Annotated in this window: 22 protein-coding genes and 2 pseudogenes; 17 read left to right on the plus strand and 7 right to left on the minus strand. The window is 33.9% G+C overall.

Going from position 1 to position 20,115, the window contains the following annotated elements; translation table 11 throughout:
• Positions 1 to 9: 9 nt before the first annotated feature.
• The gene (locus DM447_RS05970) at positions 10 to 1,713 is read right to left on the minus strand and encodes a PTS transporter subunit EIIC (RefSeq protein ID WP_199286612.1); all 1,704 of its coding nucleotides are present in this window, start codon (positions 1,711 to 1,713) and stop codon (positions 10 to 12) included.
• 483 nt (positions 1,714 to 2,196) lie between these two features.
• On the opposite strand from DM447_RS05970, the gene DM447_RS05975 reads away from it, so the two are divergent.
• The 5 genes and pseudogenes from DM447_RS05975 to DM447_RS18275 all read left to right on the plus strand — a co-directional run bounded on the left by DM447_RS05975 (position 2,197) and on the right by DM447_RS18275 (position 3,303).
• Positions 2,197 to 2,484: a hypothetical protein gene (locus tag DM447_RS05975; RefSeq protein ID WP_112180350.1), complete on the plus strand. Its 288-nt coding sequence runs from the start codon at positions 2,197 to 2,199 to the stop codon at positions 2,482 to 2,484.
• Entirely contained in the window at positions 2,474 to 2,839 is a 366-nt protein-coding gene (locus DM447_RS05980) for a hypothetical protein (protein ID WP_112180351.1), read from the plus strand. Before DM447_RS05975 ends, DM447_RS05980 begins: the two co-directional genes overlap by 11 nt.
• A 112-nt stretch (positions 2,840 to 2,951) precedes the next feature.
• Positions 2,952 to 3,080 (plus strand): annotated as a pseudogene (locus DM447_RS05985) (DNA cytosine methyltransferase); the annotation flags it as partial.
• Positions 3,077 to 3,172, plus strand: a pseudogene (locus DM447_RS05990) (hypothetical protein); the annotation flags it as partial. The pseudogenes DM447_RS05985 and DM447_RS05990, both read left to right, overlap by 4 nt.
• On the plus strand, positions 3,160 to 3,303 hold the full coding sequence (locus DM447_RS18275) for a hypothetical protein (RefSeq protein WP_162632584.1): 144 nt from the start codon (positions 3,160 to 3,162) through the stop codon (positions 3,301 to 3,303). The pseudogene DM447_RS05990 and the gene DM447_RS18275, both read left to right, overlap by 13 nt.
• Before the next feature lie 40 nt (positions 3,304 to 3,343).
• Here DM447_RS18275 and DM447_RS18280 read toward each other — a convergent pair whose 3' ends face one another.
• Both DM447_RS18280 and DM447_RS05995 read right to left on the minus strand, forming a co-directional pair.
• Positions 3,344 to 3,493 (minus strand): hypothetical protein, encoded by a 150-nt coding sequence (locus DM447_RS18280; RefSeq protein ID WP_162632586.1) that lies wholly within the window; start codon positions 3,491 to 3,493, stop codon positions 3,344 to 3,346.
• A 24-nt stretch (positions 3,494 to 3,517) separates the two neighbouring features.
• Positions 3,518 to 4,771 carry a helix-turn-helix domain-containing protein gene (locus DM447_RS05995; protein ID WP_112180353.1) on the minus strand — a complete coding sequence of 418 codons (1,254 nt, stop codon included), beginning with the start codon at positions 4,769 to 4,771 and terminating at the stop codon, positions 3,518 to 3,520.
• A 435-nt stretch (positions 4,772 to 5,206) separates the two neighbouring features.
• Between DM447_RS05995 and DM447_RS06000 the strand changes: the two genes are divergently transcribed.
• The 8 genes from DM447_RS06000 (at position 5,207) to DM447_RS18290 (ending at position 10,281) form a co-directional block, all read left to right on the plus strand.
• Complete coding sequence (locus DM447_RS06000) at positions 5,207 to 5,992, plus strand: hypothetical protein (RefSeq protein WP_112180354.1); 786 nt, start codon at positions 5,207 to 5,209, stop codon at positions 5,990 to 5,992.
• A gap of 86 nt (positions 5,993 to 6,078) precedes the next feature.
• Positions 6,079 to 6,432, plus strand: coding sequence for a hypothetical protein (locus DM447_RS06005; RefSeq protein ID WP_162632588.1), 354 nt, complete (start codon positions 6,079 to 6,081; stop codon positions 6,430 to 6,432).
• Positions 6,433 to 6,705: 273 nt separating this feature from the next.
• Positions 6,706 to 6,906, plus strand: coding sequence for a helix-turn-helix domain-containing protein (locus DM447_RS06010; protein WP_112180356.1), 201 nt, complete (start codon positions 6,706 to 6,708; stop codon positions 6,904 to 6,906).
• 336 nt (positions 6,907 to 7,242) lie between these two features.
• Complete coding sequence (locus DM447_RS18285) at positions 7,243 to 7,416, plus strand: hypothetical protein (RefSeq protein WP_162632590.1); 174 nt, start codon at positions 7,243 to 7,245, stop codon at positions 7,414 to 7,416.
• A complete protein-coding gene (locus DM447_RS06015) occupies positions 7,412 to 7,858 on the plus strand; it encodes a rhomboid family intramembrane serine protease (protein ID WP_277871510.1) in 447 nt (148 codons plus the stop codon). Before DM447_RS18285 ends, DM447_RS06015 begins: the two co-directional genes overlap by 5 nt.
• A 296-nt stretch (positions 7,859 to 8,154) precedes the next feature.
• Positions 8,155 to 9,099, plus strand: a complete 945-nt coding sequence (locus tag DM447_RS06020; RefSeq protein ID WP_112180358.1) for a helix-turn-helix transcriptional regulator — start codon at positions 8,155 to 8,157, stop codon at positions 9,097 to 9,099.
• Positions 9,100 to 9,389: 290 nt separating this feature from the next.
• Positions 9,390 to 9,794: a VOC family protein gene (locus DM447_RS06025; protein WP_112180359.1), complete on the plus strand. Its 405-nt coding sequence runs from the start codon at positions 9,390 to 9,392 to the stop codon at positions 9,792 to 9,794.
• A 337-nt stretch (positions 9,795 to 10,131) separates the two neighbouring features.
• Positions 10,132 to 10,281 (plus strand): hypothetical protein, encoded by a 150-nt coding sequence (locus tag DM447_RS18290; protein ID WP_162632592.1) that lies wholly within the window; start codon positions 10,132 to 10,134, stop codon positions 10,279 to 10,281.
• A 257-nt stretch (positions 10,282 to 10,538) separates the two neighbouring features.
• Here the strand turns inward: DM447_RS18290 and DM447_RS06030 are convergent, their stop codons facing one another.
• Positions 10,539 to 11,573, minus strand: a complete 1,035-nt coding sequence (locus tag DM447_RS06030; protein ID WP_112180360.1) for an oxidoreductase — start codon at positions 11,571 to 11,573, stop codon at positions 10,539 to 10,541.
• A 148-nt stretch (positions 11,574 to 11,721) separates the two neighbouring features.
• Here DM447_RS06030 and DM447_RS06035 point away from each other — a divergent pair, with 148 nt between their 5' ends.
• Complete coding sequence (locus tag DM447_RS06035) at positions 11,722 to 12,168, plus strand: Lrp/AsnC family transcriptional regulator (RefSeq protein WP_112180361.1); 447 nt, start codon at positions 11,722 to 11,724, stop codon at positions 12,166 to 12,168.
• A 223-nt stretch (positions 12,169 to 12,391) separates the two neighbouring features.
• On the opposite strand, the gene DM447_RS06040 is transcribed toward DM447_RS06035, so the two are convergent.
• Positions 12,392 to 13,243 carry a LysR family transcriptional regulator gene (locus tag DM447_RS06040; RefSeq protein WP_162632593.1) on the minus strand — a complete coding sequence of 284 codons (852 nt, stop codon included), beginning with the start codon at positions 13,241 to 13,243 and terminating at the stop codon, positions 12,392 to 12,394.
• Between the two features lie 117 nt (positions 13,244 to 13,360).
• Between DM447_RS06040 and DM447_RS06045 the strand changes: the two genes are divergently transcribed.
• The 3 genes from DM447_RS06045 (at position 13,361) to DM447_RS18295 (ending at position 15,696) form a co-directional block, all read left to right on the plus strand.
• Positions 13,361 to 14,455 (plus strand): oxidoreductase, encoded by a 1,095-nt coding sequence (locus DM447_RS06045; RefSeq protein WP_112180363.1) that lies wholly within the window; start codon positions 13,361 to 13,363, stop codon positions 14,453 to 14,455.
• Between the two features lie 468 nt (positions 14,456 to 14,923).
• Entirely contained in the window at positions 14,924 to 15,544 is a 621-nt protein-coding gene (locus tag DM447_RS06050) for a tubby C-terminal domain-like protein (RefSeq protein ID WP_112180364.1), read from the plus strand.
• Positions 15,538 to 15,696 carry a hypothetical protein gene (locus DM447_RS18295; protein ID WP_162632595.1) on the plus strand — a complete coding sequence of 53 codons (159 nt, stop codon included), beginning with the start codon at positions 15,538 to 15,540 and terminating at the stop codon, positions 15,694 to 15,696. The genes DM447_RS06050 and DM447_RS18295 overlap by 7 nt, the downstream gene beginning before the upstream one ends.
• Positions 15,697 to 15,975: 279 nt before the next feature.
• Here the strand turns inward: DM447_RS18295 and DM447_RS06055 are convergent, their stop codons facing one another.
• Together DM447_RS06055 and DM447_RS06060 are read right to left on the minus strand one after the other, a co-directional pair.
• Positions 15,976 to 17,733, minus strand: a complete 1,758-nt coding sequence (locus DM447_RS06055) for an alpha-glycosidase (RefSeq protein WP_112180365.1) — start codon at positions 17,731 to 17,733, stop codon at positions 15,976 to 15,978.
• A gap of 93 nt (positions 17,734 to 17,826) precedes the next feature.
• On the minus strand, positions 17,827 to 19,944 hold the full coding sequence (locus DM447_RS06060; RefSeq protein WP_112180366.1) for an alpha-amylase family glycosyl hydrolase: 2,118 nt from the start codon (positions 19,942 to 19,944) through the stop codon (positions 17,827 to 17,829).
• Positions 19,945 to 20,115: the final 171 nt, after the last annotated feature.

Consider the following 20,115-nt stretch of genomic DNA (forward strand, 5'->3'; position numbering starts at 1 on the left):
CTCCACTCCTTAAGCAGCAATTTTTTCCTCAGTTGTATTTTCTTTGTCTTTAAATGTGATAAATGTAAATACTGCTGAGACGATAAATGAAATCGCAATACCTATTAAGACAAGAGTCAAATCACTCAAACTATTTGTAATTGGATTAATATAATACGTAAGTCCAAATACACCTCCTAAACCACCCATGATGTACGTTTTTGCGCTAATAAGTCCAATAAATGCACCACCAGCTGCACCGGCAATACAGTTTCCAATAAAGAGAATTTTATAAGGAACCATAATACCATACATAAGTGGTTCTCCTACCCCCATGATTTGAGAGATAGTTGCTGGAATACTAATATTTTTAAGTTTAATATCATTCGTACGGAAAAATACTACAATACCACAAGCCATTGCTGCAAACTGTCCACAAATGGAAGCAGTTAAAATATAATCAAAACCATTGGCAGCGATATTCGTAATTGCCATTGGGATAAGCGCCCAATGTAATCCAAATAATACAAGGATACCGAAGCCTCCACCTACTAACGCACCTGCAAGAAGACCGCCAACTAGAGGAAGATCGTATATTGCTGAGAAGAATATATTAAGAATATTAGTAAGTTCCGCAGCAATTGGACCGATTATAATATAAGTGAGTGGTACCATTAATGCTAAAGTTAAAACTGGAACAAGAAAAGGTCGTACAATTTCTGGAATAATCTTTTTAAAATTCTTTTCAACTTTTGCTGCAAAGAATACTGCTAAAATGATTGGCACTACTGATGACGTATAGCCTGATGCTGGCATAACAACTGGAATACCCATAAAGGTTGTATAGTAATCCATAGAAAGCGACCCAGAAAGAAGTGTTCCTAATGCCTCCCCTGAAGTTGTTAGATTTACCATAGTTGGATAAACCAAAATAGAACCTAACGCAAGACCAATATATTCATTACTTTTAAATTTCTTTGATGCGGTATAACCTAAAATAATAGGTAGAAAATAGAAAAATGCATCTCCGGCTGTGTACATAAGTGTGTAGGTACCCGAATCCTGAGACACAAGGCCCATTACTACAGTTAAAGTAAGAAGACCTTTAATCATACCGGCTGCAGATAAAACCATTAGCATCGGCGTCATTACACTCGAAATAATATCAAGCAATTTGGCAACAACATTCTTACTCTTAACATCATCATCATTTTCATTGGCTGATGCATTACCTTGTAATCCGGCAATTCTACAAACTGCCTCATAAACAAAACTTACGGTATTTCCAATTACAACCTGGTACTGTCCACCAGATTTCACTACGGTTAAGATGCCTTCTTGCCCCTCTAGAGCAGCTTTATTAGCTTTATCCTCATCCTTCAATACAAATCGAAGTCTAGTTACACAATGGGTGAGGCTTACAATGTTTTCTTTTCCTCCAACATTTTCCAAGATAAAGCCTGCCAGTTTATCATATTTGTGATTTTCCTTACTCTTCGTCATGGTATGCTCCTTTCGCACGTCCCTCTTATATTTAGGATTTTCTATCACTCTTAAAACACCAGTCTCAAACTGACAGTCATAGACTCCTGAAAGTTCCGTGATTTGTTCAACCTTTACGATACTCTGATCTTTTAGATGTAGTTCAAGATAATCATTATGCTGCTTTTGGAAGCTGATATTAGCTTTGCCTCCTACAAGCTGAAAGACAATATCTTTTGTTTGTTGCTTCATATCGAACCCCCATTAAAACCTAAGTATAATGAACTATTAGTGCGCGCTTTCTAACGGTTCATGTTCTTGTTCCATACATAAATTTCCATAAAAAAACCCAAAGCTTATTTATTAAATAAGCTTTGGGTAATGCCTCCTGAAGAGTAACAAGTCCAATTTTTTCTATATTCTATTTTAATAGATATAAATATTGAAGTAATGTTTTCCCGAGTTGTTTAAGGAAATTTAAGTACAAATAAAATTTATCATGTAACCGCTAACATGTCAATATTTTTTTAATGATTTTCTAAAGAGAAGTAGAAGAGGTAGATCTAGTAAGAAAATAGGGACTATTATGGAGTGGAAACTATGGTAATATTACTAGAATTAAAGATATTACGATTATTGATCTGATCGGTAATTATCGTAATGCGGACATTAAACTGCGTTTGTTTGATACCGAAAGAGAGACTGGAAAAGGCAAAACGAAAGATGTAATGCCGATTGTACCTAGTCAATGTAGGAGATAGAGAGCCCCATACCATATACACCAGTCATACTTACAGATATATAAAGGCGGATAATTCGCCGCATAAATTATTAGCTCCAATTGTCGTTGCACCAAATTCGCATGAAAAGGATTTAAAACTAAATAGTGATTATTACGGCATAGCCATTGATTATGAAATTGAATATGAAGGGCACAATGCCTTAGAAAGTTTTAGTGGAAATTTAGAAGTAAGTCAGCCTGAGTTAATTGGCATTCCTTTCGAGCTCTCTAATGATAAATAATGATTTCAATAGTAATACTAAAGTAGCAAACTATCCGCCACATTCATTATCGGTTAAACTAAATGAAGAAGTAACACTGGCTTATCTTGCAGGACCTGAAGAGAATGCGACGAATTACTTACTAACAGTATTAATAGACTGGAAGCAAACATTTATAAATCATAATGAACCTTTTCAAATTATTAATATAGCAGACTTTAATAAAGTAGGCTATGGAACATTCACTTTTATAGCACCGATTGATCCTAGAGATTACGAATTAATTGCTTACCTCATTCCAGAGCCTTTTACAAGAAAGGGTAAAGACAGTTTCTCTATATCTTCGTCTACTAGATTCACACTGTCCGTGCAATAATGAATTGAAATGAATAAAGTGCGTTGTTAGGTAAGCGTCAAATAGTTCATTATCTCAAAATCCAGATAAGGATTTATTTGACGCTTACTTTAAATCAGATCATTCTCACAGTTTAATTACTGGTGATATCAATGATATTGCTAGTAATGACATTCCAGATATGGATATCTTACTAGCAGGATTTCCTTGCCAAGCTTTTTCAGTAGCAGGGTATCGAAAAGGTTTTGAAGATAAAAGATGAAATTGGTAAATGAAGCATTGGATCAAGTACGTCGTCAAGAGAAAATGGAACAACCAAAACTTAAAAAATCATGCTATATATGGCTAAAAAACAGAAATTTCAACTGAAAATAAGATCTGAAATTATCCAAATTAAAGGATTTAGAATTGGCAACTTACCCTCAATTACAAATGAGGGTATAAATAGCTTAGTTCAAGCAGCCAAAAGAAAAGCCAGTGGATAACATAACCGATGTAATTTATAACGCACCGTATTATTTATCTCTAGTTAATACCAGGGTGTTGTTCATCATTTGGATGGTATATTACTTCATTTATCAATTCGTCTGTGACACCCTCGGTATTACTACTTAATGAAACACTTGAAAACAAAATAGTAAGGGATAGTATAAATAAATAAAAACCTTTTTTCATAAAAAAACCTCCATTTATAATTTATTAATTTATATTAAGTGCATGGTTATAATAGATTGCACTTAACTTATATTTTCTGGTATCAAAATAGTATTGAGCTAAAATTTTTAAATAAGCAACTTTTTCATAATGTAGTCCTTTTTCATTTAAAAAAGGTATTATTTTTTTAAGTATTATATCATCAAAATCCTGGTTAATCCCATTAATCAACTGCTCATAAACTTGAAATTCATATTGATAAACGGACTCAGACTCATCCTGTGATAGAAGAGATATTCCTTCACTTAACCAATAATTAGCATTGAATATATCATGTCTCCTATAGTATTCTTTCATCAGACTAGCTATTGGAATGATTTTCATTTTATGAGTACTATTAACCTGCAAATTATAGCTCTTCAGATAATATTCAATGCTTTCTTGCGACTTATTAATTATAGAATACAAGTTGCCGATATTTTGAATAGAAGTTGCTAATAGTGAAATGTCATTAATAGTCCTAGAAATTTTTTCAGCTAATTTATAACTTTTAATTGCTTCTTCATACTCTGCAATACGTGAAAATGAAATTCCTAGTAATATATGACACTGAGCGGCTTGCTTCAAATGGTAGTTTTTTTGATAAAACTGTAATGCTTTTTTTGCATAATTTTGCGCTTTGTAAGTTTTTCTTGCGTGACTCGCAGATAGGGCTATCATATAGTATAATCCATTTTCTTCTTCATCCTCTAAGTAGAAAGTGCTACTTAAATACTTTTTTGCTTGATTAAAATACTCTAGCGATTTGTTATAGTATAAATTTCTAAATTTGTAATAGGCTGAAAATTTTAACCAATAATAATTTTCTATATTATTAAAATTTACAGAGAGTATCTGAAGCATTTCATACTGTCTCCTTGCTTCCTCATTCTTTTCTTGTAGTAGGAAATACTTAAGTTTATGTATATCTATCAGGGTAATTGATTCAGTCTTTTCAATTAATGCATTATTTTTTTCTATCTGTATATATAAATTTTGAGCATCATGTATGTCATTTTTAAATAAGGCTTCAAACCAATCCCTAGTTAACTTCATAAATATATATTTTTTTCTTTCTTGCAAGTAGGGATTAATGTTTAATTCCTTACACAAGAAATCTATGATTTTTTGTGGAGGTTCAATTAAACCATTTTCTATTTTAGATAAGTAGGACACAGAGATAATTCCTTCAGCCAAATCAGATTGCGTCATGTTTAATTCTAACCTATGATATCTTATTCTATTGCCTATTTCATTCAATATTGATCATCCCTCTCAATACAATAATCATAACCTCGTCGAAAAGAAATGGAGTAATAAGGTGGAACGAGTTGCGATAATAAAGAGTAATTTGTTTTTGGGGTAACAACTCTCTTTACAATTCATGGTAGCATAAAAAAAAAAAAATGTGCGACAATTTTGTGAAACTATTAACGTTTAGGTTAAACCAAAACGTTAAAAACTAAAACAGGTACTAGTTTTTATAAAAAATCATCATAATCATAGAAAAAGTTTTCGGGTCGATTCGACAAATTAAAGTCATTTTATTATAAGTACTATAGAAAATTTTCTTAAACACGAATTGAAATTATTGTTTTTTTTTGAGGATATAAAAAAAGAACATATTTGGGCTGCTTTTCAAATTATTTTTTTTATGTATACTAAATCTTGTAAACTATTAAAGGAGGAATTTAAATGAAGAAAGTATTACTATTAGGTGTCTTTAGTTTGGTTATGTTTTTCACAACGGTTGTAACAATATCGGCAGCAGAAAATGAAAAAAATGATTTTGAAGGTTTTCAGTCAGAGGAGGAATTGATAGATTATCTAACGGATAATGAAGTTCCTAATAATAAGATTGAAATACTTGTTGAAAAATCAAAAAACGGTATTGAGTGGGACGCTTACAAAACTGAAAAACAGGACCTTATCCCCGCATCTTTTTATGAATTTGACCTTATAAATGATGATACGGAAGAAAGGTATTACAGGTTTGATGATGGTTCATTTGTGAAAGTCAATGTAGGGGGCGGCCAAAAACAAGAAGCCTTATTAAGCAATTCTCAGAGCGATATAACTACTCTAGGTGTGGTCTCGGATAGCTTTGGTACAATGTACACTAATTACAAGGTACAAAAATCAGTTGGAACTACACATGCTTATTTCTATGCTAACTTTTATGTATCAAGGTACGGAGCCTCTAGAATTTATACTTATGGAAACTCTGACGGGATGTACAACAGCCCCTATGGAGAAGGACTTTCTGGATTTGGAGCTACAGGGAATCCTGAAAAAATAATGGTCCGGGATGTAGAATATAACGGAAATGCTGCACTATTTCGATTGAAATGGTTTACTCAAGCTACGGTATCTGGTAGTTGGGCGGGTGTTTCAGGTTCAGCCTCTGTAGGATCTACTTGTAATTTGTATTTAGCTCTTGTAAATCATAAAGTTTATATTGCTAGTGAACTTCCATTTTAATGAAATGGAAAATAAGTATTTTTATAATAATTGCTACTGTTTTAGTAACTTGGGGCATTATTAATATAAGTAATAGTAACACTATAATGAAAATATACAAGACAGATATTTATTCAGATGACATTTCCATTAAAAATTTAATGTTGATTAACTCAAATAAGGAACTATTTATTCCGGGTACTTATATAGTAGAAAAGAATACGGATAAAGAAATAAGAGATGTTGGAATATTCTTAGAGTATGGCGAAAAAACATTAATAGATTGGGTGTTCCAATTTGACCATTTGAATAGTGTTAAACCACCATCAGATGGAAGGTTTACTAAAGTCTACATTAAAAGAAATGATACTATAACGGTAAAGATATTTTACACAATTAATGATAAAGAACAAATAATATCAAGGGATATAAAAGTTGCAGATATCTTATTAGAACATTAATTAAGGATACTACTGCTATTTCATACCAAAAAGGTGGAGTTTTACCTTTTTGGTATTTTAGTATGCCGGTCAGGCACATATTTTTTAGGGTTAAAGTCTCGAACCGTGAAGTCAGTATTAGCGTTTAGCTTAAAACAAGGTCATAAATAAGCATGAATTCGAGATATTAACGGAGGTGACAGGTAAATATGTCTTTATTCCTGCTGAGTTAAATTATAAATATCCCTATATAGATGATCCAAATCTTTATTAAGAAAAAAGGAGATAAGAATCATGGGCGACTTTTTTGAAAAATACTTCGAAATTCGTGGAGATGACTATGTGAAAAACCTTCAACTCGAAGGAGAAATAGCTGCACAAATCAAGACTAAACGACAAGAATTAAAAATGTCTCAGCAAAAGTTAGCTGATGCAGCTGGGATTCCTAAATCTACAATTGGTAGAATAGAGGCGGGGCTATGTTGTGACGCCTGAAGGGGATAAGGATATCTAGAATTGTAAATATTAATCTTTATTGGTAAAGGAAGCGGAGAACCGTCCCCTGCTTCTTGTTCATGTTTAGTATTCCTCCATTTTTTAGTTTTTTTAAACCCGCCACTATAGTTCAACAAGCACAACTTCGTAAACGTGTATGATATATTAGAGTATATATACATTTTTTGTTAATAACAATAGTTTGATATCTTCTGGTATGATTTTAGTATGAAGATGTGTGATATTGAACTTAGTTGGCAATGATTTACTCAGAAGAAACCTGACTCCCAGATATATATAAAATTTATTCAATCATTTTTGGATGGAGGTAATTAATTGATTTTTCTAAGAAACGAAACGTTTAAGGAATACATTCAAGAGTATTTGATTACATCATTTATAGTTGGTACGCTGATTGTCACTTTTTTGATTACTTCTTTTCTAGGTGCCTTAACAAACCCTGAAATTGTGTATCATTTAGGGGGGGGTAGAGAAATATCAGATTATTAATGAAAAACAATATTATAGGTTTTTCACATATGCATTTCTCCATAATGGTATTTCTCATCTCTTGCTTAATTTACTTCTCTTTGTTTTTGCGGGGCCACCTGTAGAGAAGCAAATTGGAAGAGTGAATTTCCTAATGCTTTTTATATCAACTGTAATATTTTCTGCAATTATATGTTTTATCTTTGCTGACCGACCTTTAGTCGGCTCATCAGGATTTGGATATGGAATATTAGGAATGTTAACTTGGTTTGTGATGAGAAAAAATAGAATAGTAGATAAAGAATCAAAAAATATAATTATATTATCTGTTATTACATCGTTTATTTTTACTTTAACCTATAGCAATGCTAGCGTTTTGGGACACTTTAGTGGATTTATCATGGGAATTTTTATAGGGGGAGTAATTGATATTAATAGAAGTGGTAGCAAGGTTCAACAATAGTTGAATTAAATAAGAATAAAACGAGTCAGTTGCTGCGTAGTAGACATATACTGCGCAATAAATAAATCGTTTATAAAAGAACGTACTTAAAGTAAAGGGATGGATTATTTATCAACTGTGGATTTTCACAATCGGGCCAGTTAAAGGAATAACGCAAACATAAGGCTTAAATTATTTTTGGATTCCCACATAGATGTCAATACACTTCAATGACTAAAACTCTAGATTCACTAAATCACCTTCTCCGTTAAGTTATGGTATGTTTATTTTACAATAACCATTTAAGGAGCGAACTAATGAATAAAACAGACCGTTTGTTAGCCATCGTGCTCGAGTTACAACGTAAAGACGTTATACGGGCCGGAGATTTAGCGACCCAATTTGAAACTAGCGTACGAACGATCTACCGCGACATCCAAGCACTGTGTGAAGCAGGCGTACCGATAATAGCGGAACCCGGGACAGGATATTCCCTAATGGAAGGCTTTTTCCTTCCCCCAATTAGTTTCACGGTTCAAGAAGCAGTCAGTTTACTGATTGGAACGCACTTTATCGAACAACAATTTGATGATGATTATCGTGCTAAGGCTCAAGATGCCCGCTGCAAAATAGAGGCCATTCTACCGGGGAGTGTACTCATTGAAACATCTCGTGTACGTAAAGTTATGCGTTTGCTCAATTCTGATAAAGTTCATCAGTCAAAAGAAAAAGAATATCTTGAAATGATCCGTAGAGCGATATTAGAAGAGAGAAAGATCGGTTTTCATTATTTAAAAAAATTTGCAGATTCCGAGGGAAAACGGCATAGTGTTCGTACTGTTGCTCCCTATGGATTGGTGCTAGTTGAAGGATCATGGATGCTTGTAGCCCATTGTGATCTGCGTCAAGAAATTCGTCATTTCCGCTTGTCCCGAATGACAGAATTGCTAGATTTAAGGGAACGATTCGAAGTACCAATGCATTTTAAACTAAGTAAGTATACCCCACTGGATGATCGACATCTACTCGTCCGTATTCGATTTAACCATGAAATCGCTGATAAGGTGAAGGAATCAAACTATCATTACATAGAGGATATGGAAGAGCATCAAGATGGATTTCATGTGGTCTTACGTGTTCGTCACTTGGACGAAGCTTTACAATGGGTCCTTGGATGGGGAGCTAATGCGATTGTTTTGGAGCCTAAATCATTCCAAAAACGGATTCGTGAGGAAGCCCAAAAAATTTTAAAACGCTACTGACATACTGGTGTCAGTAGCGTCATTATATAATCGGAATAAGTAAACATAAAGGGGTGATAGGTACATGGCGGAGTATGTCTAGCATCAGTAAGAGGACACTGACAATTAACATTGAGGAGAGTTAATTTAGTGTCATTAGAATTAATCGAGAAGCAGCCAGACGTCAAGCGTGTTCGAGGACCAAATGATTCAGTTTCTAATGAGATTGGACTTTTAGGAAGCTGCGCTGGTTCTGATCCAAATTGATTGGATGAGATATTTTATCATTTATTATAGGAAGGATGATATTTGTGAATTTTGCCTCTGTACGTATCATTACTGAAGACGTAGATCGTCTTGTCAAATTCTATGAAAAAGTCATGGGTGTTTCGGCTGAACGCCCTGCGCCTGTCTTTGCCGAACTTGTTATACCATCGTGTACTCTTGCGATCGGCCACTTGCAGACGGTACCACTGTTTGGTGCTGGTTCTGCAGTGGCGGCCGACAATCACTCCGTCATTATTGAGTTTCGCATCTATAATATCGATGTCGAATACGAGCGCTTAAAACCGTTTGTAGACGAGTGGGTAAAGGAACCGACCATGATGCCATGGGGGAACCGTGCTATGTTGTTCCGTGATCCCGACGGAAACCTAGTTAACCTCTTCGAGCCGGTAACCGAGGCGTCTATCAAACGGTTCAGCCGAAGGGGTTGAGAGAAAAGTTTGAATGAGTCCTCAATTCGGGGGGCGTTTCTTTCCATATAAAAGAGAGCGTGTTTTCATGTTAAGTGTGCTTTGGTCTCATTTCGCTTCTTTTTTTTAGGGTGTTGAATAAGCATGATGAAAAACACCAGATTTATTTGCTACACAGTACAACCATACTGACATACACAAATATTAAGAGACGGTTATGCATAGCATAATCGTCTTTCTCTGCAAAATAATAAAAGTTCAAAGAAGATAAGCCCCTACCTTATTCTTGTAAAGTATTTTTTGTGTTTGTATAGGTAACCCTTAGACTATTAATTAAGTCTAATGAGAGTTGATTATTATGAATCTTGGAGAGCAAATACTATCAGATTTAGTAGCTGCTTTAAAAGCATTGTACCCTAACATCGAAGTGGAAAATACCAAGAATAAATTATTTACTGTTCTATCAGAGTATTATATTCAAAAGAGTTGGACGGATACTTATTTATAGTTCATTCTTATTATTTTTTGAATAAAGGATGATAAAACCTTATTAGTTGTTAAATCTTTGCGTCTCACAAGATGTGTTTCCATAAGTCGATATTCTTCTGGCAGAGGATTGAGTTGTACTCCATTTCTTGGGCTTTATTAATTACTGACACAGGAAGAACTGTTGATGCTAACCCTGACTTCACACAATTTAACATATAAACAGCCTACAGTATTGTTATTTTGTTATAGTCGGTTTATATGATAGTAAATATTATTTTAAATTAAGTGTAATAAATGTGACTTTGGTTCATATGTTTTTAATGGTTTTGAGTATTCTATTCGTTGAACTAAATCAGGATTTGCAAGAAGAGAGCGCCCAAATGCTGCTAATTGAATTTCTTTCCTACCAATAGCTTCTTCTGCAATTTCAGGTGTCAATTCGCCAACACCAATTGCTGTCTTATCCCAATACTTTCTTACCAATGCATGAAGTGTTGAAAAATGGTTTGTTAACGGCTTTGTGTACTGTTGGGCAGATGGATGAATTATTTGAACTCTAGTATTGTAAAATACCTCCATTATTTCTTTCATTTTCTCTTCAGGATTTTCCCAAACAAATAAAGGTAAATCATCTTTATGTTCAGAAAAACGGGCGATTACTTTCTCCATTCCTATCGTTGAACCTACAGCATGCAAAATTTGTTCTAAAAATAAAAATTTGTTTTTTCCATACTGGTCTTTTCTGAAATTTGTCCAAAATGAATGAAATTGGTCTATTAAATAACCATGTGCTGCATGAATCTCAACACCATCAAATCCAGCGTTGATGGCATTTTGGGCAGCTATTGCAAAATCATTTATTACTTTTTGAATATCAGCTTTTGTCATGGGCTTAGGCATTTCATAGGGTATATTGACTTTATGTGTTAGCCCATTTGCTTGAATTGCTGAGGGTGCAATTGGCTGTATTCCTCCAGTAAAGTAAGAGTGGCTTAATCGTCCTACATGCCAAAGCTGTGCAATAATTATACCGCCTGCCTTGTGTACTTCCTTTGTTACATCCCTCCATGCTTCAGCTTGGTGTTTAGTATATAATCCGGGTATCCCAACAGTCCCCTTAGCTTCTGGACTAATCGCAATTCCTTCTGTAATGATCATTCCAACACCATTAAGCGCCCTTTTTTTATAATAATTAATTGTGTCTGGATGGATAATACCTGAATCATTAGCAAATCCCCTTGTCATTGGGGCCATTACTACTTTAGATTGTAAAGACAAGTTTCCAATTTGGATAGGTTTCAATAATTCCATCGTAATCCCTCGCTTCCATTATTCTTAGGTTAAGTTTATTGGATAAGTAAGGTTTAATAAATAGATTTTCATTTGAAATAACAGTAAAATACTTATAACATATTTGAATATTAAGATATTTTTTTATAAAATATAAGGAGGGGTTTAGATGGACGAAATAGACCACCAAATAATTATGGTATTACAGCAAGATGGCAAAACCTCGATGACAAAATTGGGGAAACAGGTTTCATTATCTCAGCCTGCGGTTACAGAACGGGTCAAAAGACTAGAAGAGAGAGGGATAATTGATGGATATCAAGCAATTATTAATCGAAAGAAGATAAATAAATCGATTACTGCCTTTTTATTGTTTCAAGCTAGTAATTGTAATGCTTTTGTTGCATATTGTGAAACGTTAGAAGATGTGTTAGAAATCAATCGTATTAGTGGTCAGTATAACTTTTTGGTGAAAGTTGTAGCAGAAAAACTAGAGGATCTAGAGCTGAAAATAAATGATTTAGGGCGTCATGGAGACTCAACCACTTTAGTAGTTTTATCAACCCCAATAGAAAATAAACCAATTGTTCCTTATATAAAAAAAGACGGGTTGTAGGGTTTCATCACTTAGTGTTCACTATAGTATATGGAGTTTAGCATGGCTTATTTCTAGTTGGGTAGTATAATGCAGAAAGTTTTTTATAGTAAAAACCTATAGGCAATCAAGCAAGAACGTTGTTCAGTATATTAGGATTAAAATGGTATAAAAATAATGGTGAATAACAAAACATATTAGGTTTTTTTAATATGTTTTGTTATTGATTGATAATTCATAGAAACTACAGACTATTTTCATTAATCTTTTGAATAAAAGAGGATAAGGCATTATTAGTCATCAAATCTTTATGTCTAACAAGTTGTGTTTCCATGTAGCGGTACTTTTTGGGTAGTGGAGTCGAACTGTATTCTAATTCTTGATTTTTATTAATTACTGATACAGGAAGAACTGCTGAAGCCAACCCCGACTTCACACAATTTAACAAAGTGTCTAAGGTACTAACTTCGATAAAGTTAGTTGGTTTTTCCCCGCTACTATCTAACCATTCTTCTAAAACTTTTCTAAATGGACATCCTTCTGGAAATACAGCCCAAGTCTTTGGTGTCTGTTCAGCTTTAACTCCTTTTTTAGTAATTAGACTAACTACATCTTGAATTGTATATTCAATTTCAAATGTATTAGTTTTTGTTTGGCCTGTTATAAATGCAGCATCAAGCTTGTATTTCTGGATCATCTCTAATAATTTTGGTGATGTTCCTGTTATTAACGAAATCGATACATTAGAATGCTGTTTTTGAAAATCAGAAAGTATATTCATAAATTTATTTGAGGCAAGAGTTTCCACAACTCCAATAGCTAACTTCCCCCCGAAGTTTTCTGCTTCTCGAACAGCAGAAATTGCTTCTTCAACCCGTTTATTTATGGAAGCTGCATGTTCATAAAAAATCAAGCCTCTTTCAGTTAAACTAACGCCTTTAGGGTGTCTATTAAATAGCGTAACTTCTAGTTCAGATTCCAGTTTCTTAATTCGATTGGTGATATTAGACTGTACATAGCCTAGTTTGTCTGCTCCCTTAGAAAAATTCTCCTCATCAGCTACAGTTAGGAAAATTTTAAAATCAGTTAACTCCATAAGATCCTCCTCATCACTTTTATTGATGGATATATCATTTTTGATCATTTTACTAAATACCAATCCCAATGTAAACTTTTAATTGCAAACAAATAAAAAAACAGGAGTGTTTTGATTATGTCAAAGTATACTAAATTATTTTCCGAATTTAAGATTGGTGCATTGGAGCTATCAAATAGATCGGTAGTATCTCCAATGACTCGAACAAGTGCGCAACCGAACGGATTAGCTAATGAAAGAATGGCACAATATTATTCGCGTTTTGCTAGAGGTGGATTTTCTTTAATAATTACAGAAGGCACTTATCCTGATTTGACACATGGGCAAGCGTATGAAAATCAACCTGGAATAGCAACTGAAGAGCAAGCTGGTGCTTGGAAACCAGTGGTAGAGGCTGTTCATAAAGAAGGAGGGAAAATCTTTTTACAAATTCAACACGCAGGAGCGATTGTTCAATACAATCGCTATACGGACTATTCAATAGCTCCCTCTATCGTTAAGCCAAAAGGGGAAAAACTTAAAGCCCATGGGGGAAGTGGCGAATATTTACTACCAAAGGAAATAAGTAAAAAGGAAATTGAGACAGTTATTGAGAGTTTTGCCAATGCTGCATTAAGAGCCAAAAATATTGGTTTTGATGGTATTGAAGTCCATGGTGCCAATGGATATTTATTAGATCAATTTCATACGGACTATACAAATCTTCGTGAAGACGAATTTGGCGGGACACCTGAAAATCGTGTTCGGCTAAGTGTTTTGGTGTTAAAAGCTATTCGAAATAAAGTGGGTAACAATTTTGTTGTGGGTATCCGTGTCTCTCAAGGTAAAGTAAATGATTTTAATCATAAGTGGAGAGGAAAAGAGGATGAAGCAAAAATAATTTTTGAGAAGCTAGCCTCAGCTAACCCAGATTATATACACACAACAGAGTTTCAAGCAGATAAGCCAGCGTTTCGAGAGTATAGTCATACCCTTGCTAGCCTTGCAAAAAAATACGGAAATCTACCTGTAATTGCAAATGGACAGTTAGGAGAACCAGAAACAGCAGAAAAAATGATTGGTAATGGAGAAACGGATTTTGTTGCAATAGGAACTAGTGCACTAGCCAACCCTGATTGGCCAAAAAAAGTAAAAGATAATCAAACATTATCTAAGTTTGATCATCGTGTATTTGATCCTATTGCAGTAATAAGAGAAGAAGAAACTTATTAGTAGGAAAATGAATAGTCAAACTTAATTTAGGAGTATAATTGTTGGAATGTATTTAAAAAACGGTTAACGGAAGTCAATTTCGAAATATCGTAATTTATCTGTCCTTGTAGGTTTGCGGTAGGGAAATGAATTGTTTTGTTAAGTATTTGAAAGAGAAAAATACTATCCAGTTATTGCGCAGTACAACCATACTGTTCAACAAACAAGGAAATTCTACATTCGGTCAATTGCTAATTATCATAAACCTACTTCTTTTTTTAAAACGTTAGAATTCCAGTTGAATTAGATCATCTAGTATTTCAGTTATTAAAATTCTAGACATATAGAGTTCATATGTTTATACTTCTTTCTATTGTAAGTACACCACAGGTTAAAAGTTTAGATTTTACAATAATTGCTCAGTTGAAACCATTTAACCATTTAGTACGTATAAAAGATTATCAACAACAAAAGGTGATTTGATAGTTTATGGAATATTACTATAAGACTAATGTAAGTGGTCTCACAACAAAACCCTTAAAAGTTTATCAGGGAAACAAGCAAATTGGTGTTATTCAAGGTTATTTTGATAATATACGCAAGAAATTTATTGATGAGCTTGTAGGTGGGGTGCCGATTTTTCTAAAACATGAGCTAAAGGATCAATTTGGAAATACTCGGTTACTTGCAAAACCTAGAACCTTTAAAGGTCAGATTGCTATAACATATTTTGACGGTGACAACAGTAAGTGTGAAATTCTTATGAAGAATGCTAAGAATGTCCGTTTTGTTTCAAAAACGTTAAATTTTCAGTACAAAGATGAGGACTATATAATTATCAAAAAAGAATCATTAAAGAGAGCTTTGAGTCTAACACCAGAACCAGCAAAGATGTTTGTAGGAGAAAGGTTAATAGCTGATTGGAACATAGACGTTGGTGAACGTAGCATTGTGGTACATATATTTGATACTGATTATATAGATGAACATTTAATAATTGGGCTTTTTCATGCATTTTTATACCAACTAAAGGTTAAATTAATAGTTGCGTATTTCCGAAACGACCAGTTGTTGAACCTTAAAAGGAATAAAATACCATCGAAGTGTTAATAAAAACAGTTGAATCTACTATTCGTCCTGTACAAGGAGACGTCAAAAATGATCCCGGCTTCCATCCAGGATTTCATAATGGGTATGAAGTTGTTAAAGTTACGTTTAACCATCCCACAGATGAATGCCTTGTTTCATTGCATGACTTATAGAAAAAAAGAAACGGTTCCGTATGTAATTAATAAGTGAAACAGAGCAAGTGTCGGCCATTTGCTCTGTTTTTATAGATTTACTAAATGATGCAGGTGGTCACAGCACTATGTTTAATAGATCATAGTCAAAGGAATCGGATAAAATTTAATCTCTATTTAGACGACGTAAATATCACTGCCCCCTTTTTACAATTGTATTATTTTGGAGCAGGAATGTAAACAGGACTTATACTGCTGACAATTCCAAAGAATTAGAGTTACTAGATAAGTTGCAAATACTTAACGTAATTGAAAACAAGCAAAACCAAACGGTGCAAGCTTAACTGTTGCTTTTGCATCAAAAGTCGTTTGTTTTCCAGAAAAGCATTCTTTAACGTCTTTCCCATTTAATGTTTCTACAGCTATCGTTTTAGCTTTTTTATCATTGTTTAAAACAAAAAGAACTTTTTGATGATTTTTTTGCTTTTCATAAACAATTACTTTCTCTTGATCATCTATTTGTAAAAATCGAAAGGTGCTTTGGTTACCAAAAGCTGTTATCTCATTGCGCATTTTTATTAACTGCTGGATAAACTGAAATAGTTCTTGGTCTTGTTTGGATTCGTCCCATTCCATGCAAGCCCTGCTACTTGGCTCTTCACCACCACTCATTCCGATCTCATCGCCGTAATAGATACACGGTGTACCGATAAAAGAGAAGTGAAAAACATATAATAAACGAATGCGTTCTTTTTCTTCATTTGCCAACGTTAGAATGCGTGCTGTGTCATGACTGTCTAACAAGTTAAAGGCGGTTTCATTTACAGTATCTGGGTACATGTGCAGTAAATCAGTAATTTGATTGGCGAATTGCGAAGTGCTTATCTCGTCTTTAGCAAAAAAATCAATCACACTCGTTGTAAATGGGTAGTTCATTACTGCATCAAATTGATCACCCTGTAGCCAAGGCATTGAGTCATGCCAAACTTCACCCAGTATATAGGTATCTGATTTTACAGATTTAACCGCTCTCCGAAAATCTCGCCAGAAGTCATGATCAATTTCATTCGCCACATCTAAACGCCAGCCATCAATATCAAATTCTTCAATCCAATACCGTGCAACCTTCAGTAAATAGTTCTTTACTTCAGGATTTTCCGTATTTAGCTTTGGCATGTTTGCTACAAAACCAAATGCATCATAGTTAGGTAATGGTTCTGTTTGTACTGGAAAGTTCCAAATATGAAACCAATCTTTATATTGTGATTTTTCACCTTTTTCTAGAACATCTTGAAAGGGTTTAAAATAATAGCCACTATGATTGAATACCGCATCAAGCATTACACGAATGCCTCGTTTGTGACATTGTTTTACGAGCTCTCGAAAAGTCTCTTTATCACCAAATTGTGGGTCAATCTCCATGTAATCAATCGTGTCATATTTATGATTGGAATGTGCTTTAAATATTGGACATAGATATAGCCCTGTAATTCCGAGTTTTTGCAGATAATCTAGGTGATTAATAATCCCTTGAAAATCTCCACCAAAGAAATTATCTTGTTTTGGAATTGTTGAACCCCATGGTAAGACTTTATCAGGATTCGTGGCTGAATCTCCATTCGCAAATCGCTCAGGAAAAATTTGATACCAAACAGTGTCCTTCACCCACTCTGGAGCTTGAAATATATCTGTTTTGTGTAGGTAGGGAAAGCAGAAATAGCTTTGTATATCATCTGGTATTTCATAGTGATAGTCTTTTTCCGTAACAATTACTTCTTGGTTATCTTGATCTATGCAACGAAAGCCATACCGAAGTCTACGGTATTTTGGTGGAATTGTTAGTTTCCAATAGTCCTTTAATTTTGATTCTCCAGTTTTAATCAACTGCTTTGTGTTATATTGCCATTTATCTTTTACAAAGTCATAAGGGTCACCAAATAGCAATTCCACAGACTTCATATCATCTCTACTTGTTTCTAGCATAATACTAATTTCATTTTCATTTTTACCGTAAACATATGGATTAACGCTTCTATGTTTAATCGCTTCTAGCAACAATTTGCATTCTCCTTTTCTAATTAAACAACCCCATTAATAGCTATGTATTAATGGGGTTGTTTAGTTATTAAAACATTGCCTCTCAATTGTAATTTAATTTATCCATGTTGAAGTTATGGAATCTGTCCCTTCAGTCGGAGTGACATATGAACGGTTAGTACCGCCTTCCCAAACTATATTTCCACTAGAATCTTTCTTGATAAATTTATATTCAAGTGTATAATTCGAGGGAACACTTATGTCATAGTACCAAGTTGGATATTCTTTCATTATTTGATTGAAGAATGGTCCAATAGCTTTTTCAACATCCCAGTTTCCAAGTTCTTGGGTATTTCCAACAAGATAAATAGCATTACCATAATCAGTTGTTGCTTCTTCCACTATAAACCGAACTGGTATTAATTTACCTGTTAAGACCTCAAAGTCTGCGTAAGCGTTACTTTCTTTATTATCATTTGTTACTATTTCAATAGTATAGAAATCACCTTGTATATCAGGTACGTTTACTACTATTTCTGAATTATCCCAAGATACAATTGTAGCTTGATGACTACCAAACAGAACAGTACCTTTTTCTTCACCGAATGCTTCACCACTTATAGTGATTTCATTTCCAGCCTGTCCAACCATTGGGCCAACATGACCAACGGTAGGCGTATTTGCTGGTTCAGTTACTTCCCATACAGCTACTTCATTTGCTTGTAACTCAAAAGTGGCGGCTTGCCCTTTTTGGTCTACATGAAGCGAATCACCCTTCAATAAACCTTCTAATACATCTGGATGTGTTCCTTCCGATAACGAAGTCTGAAGATTATTGATTGTGTAACTTTGATCACTACTATTTACAGCTGTAATAACAACATTGTTTCCAAACTTCCTTTCAAATACATACACATCTTCGTTAGTCCAACGTTCTGTTGTTGTTCCATAACCTAAAGCTGGATTCAATTGCCGTAAATGTGCCAACTTGCTAATAAGTTTATAAGATGTTGTTGTTCGATCAAAACCAGGCATTTGCTTTCTATTGTCTGGATCAGTTTCACCTGTCAAATATTGTTCTGTGCCATAATAAATTGTTGGAACACCTCTAGAAGTAAGCAAGACAGCTAAAGCAATATCTGTGTTTGTCTTTGCATCAGCTTCATCATAAAATCTACTCATATCATGATTATCAATGAATGTTACTTGATCATTTACTTCTTTGTAGCTATTGGATGTATCTTCAATCATCGCATGAAAGTCGACCCAATTGTCTTCTTTAGATTTAAGTACTTCTCTAATTTGCTGTCCAAATTGAAAATCTAATAAACTCATACCACTTTCATTTGCAAAATAATGATTTTTAGTATCCACCTCATTTTCACCTAAAAACCACTCACCAAAAGTGAAAATAGGCTGATAAGAATAAATATGATTCATAAGAGATTCTTGCCAGCCCTGCGACATATGTTTTACCGCATCAACTCTTATTCCGTCAATACCTTTGTCTAACCACAATTCTATTGATTGTTTAAGGTATTGGTCTATTGTTTGATTTTGTAAATTATAATCCGCTAAATCATATAGATTTCTATATATACCATCTTCATAAGATGAGAAATCTGTACCACCATTATGATGAAATAAATCTAAATCATTAGAGTAATTACCAAGTAATGTTCCGTTGTCATAAATGGCCCCGTTTTCAACATAATCACTATCCGTCGCTAAAGCTGGTGAAGAGTGATTTGGTGTGAAATCCATGATTATTTTAATACCATGACTATGTGCCGTGGAAATTAATGCATCAAAGTCATTAAAACTTCCATAGAACGGATTGTTTTTTTTATAATCCCTAGCCCAATAGCCATGATAGGAGGTATACCCTTCAGGATGAATATCATATACATTTTCAACGGGTTGAGAAATCCAAATTGCAGTAATGCCTAGATCAGTAAAGTAATTGTCATCTATTTTGTCTGTTATTCCTTTCCAATCTCCTCCCATATATTTATGCAAGTCTGTTTCACTATACAAATCACCATCAGGGTTATTAGAAGAATCACCGTCATAAAATCGATCTGTAACAATTTGATAAATTGTATCTTTTGCGTAATTCACTCTATTTAGCTCACTAGAAGCATATACACCATCAGATAAATTTAAAAAGATCCCCAATACGACACAGATAAACGCAACCGATTTCACTATCGGACAAAATTTATTAAACATATTGTACACATCCTTCCTATTTTTGGTATACAGCAAACAATAAACGATCCTCCTTTCTAAAAAAAAACAAACAACCCCGACTTTTTTAAAGTCGGGGTTGTTTGTTTTAATTACAAAATCAGCGCCCTTAGTTTGTATATTAAGTTATATCAAGGTTGTTAGATTTATTAT

The organism is Paraliobacillus zengyii (assembly GCF_003268595.1).
GTDB classification, from domain to species: domain Bacteria; phylum Bacillota; class Bacilli; order Bacillales; family Amphibacillaceae; genus Paraliobacillus_A; species Paraliobacillus_A zengyii.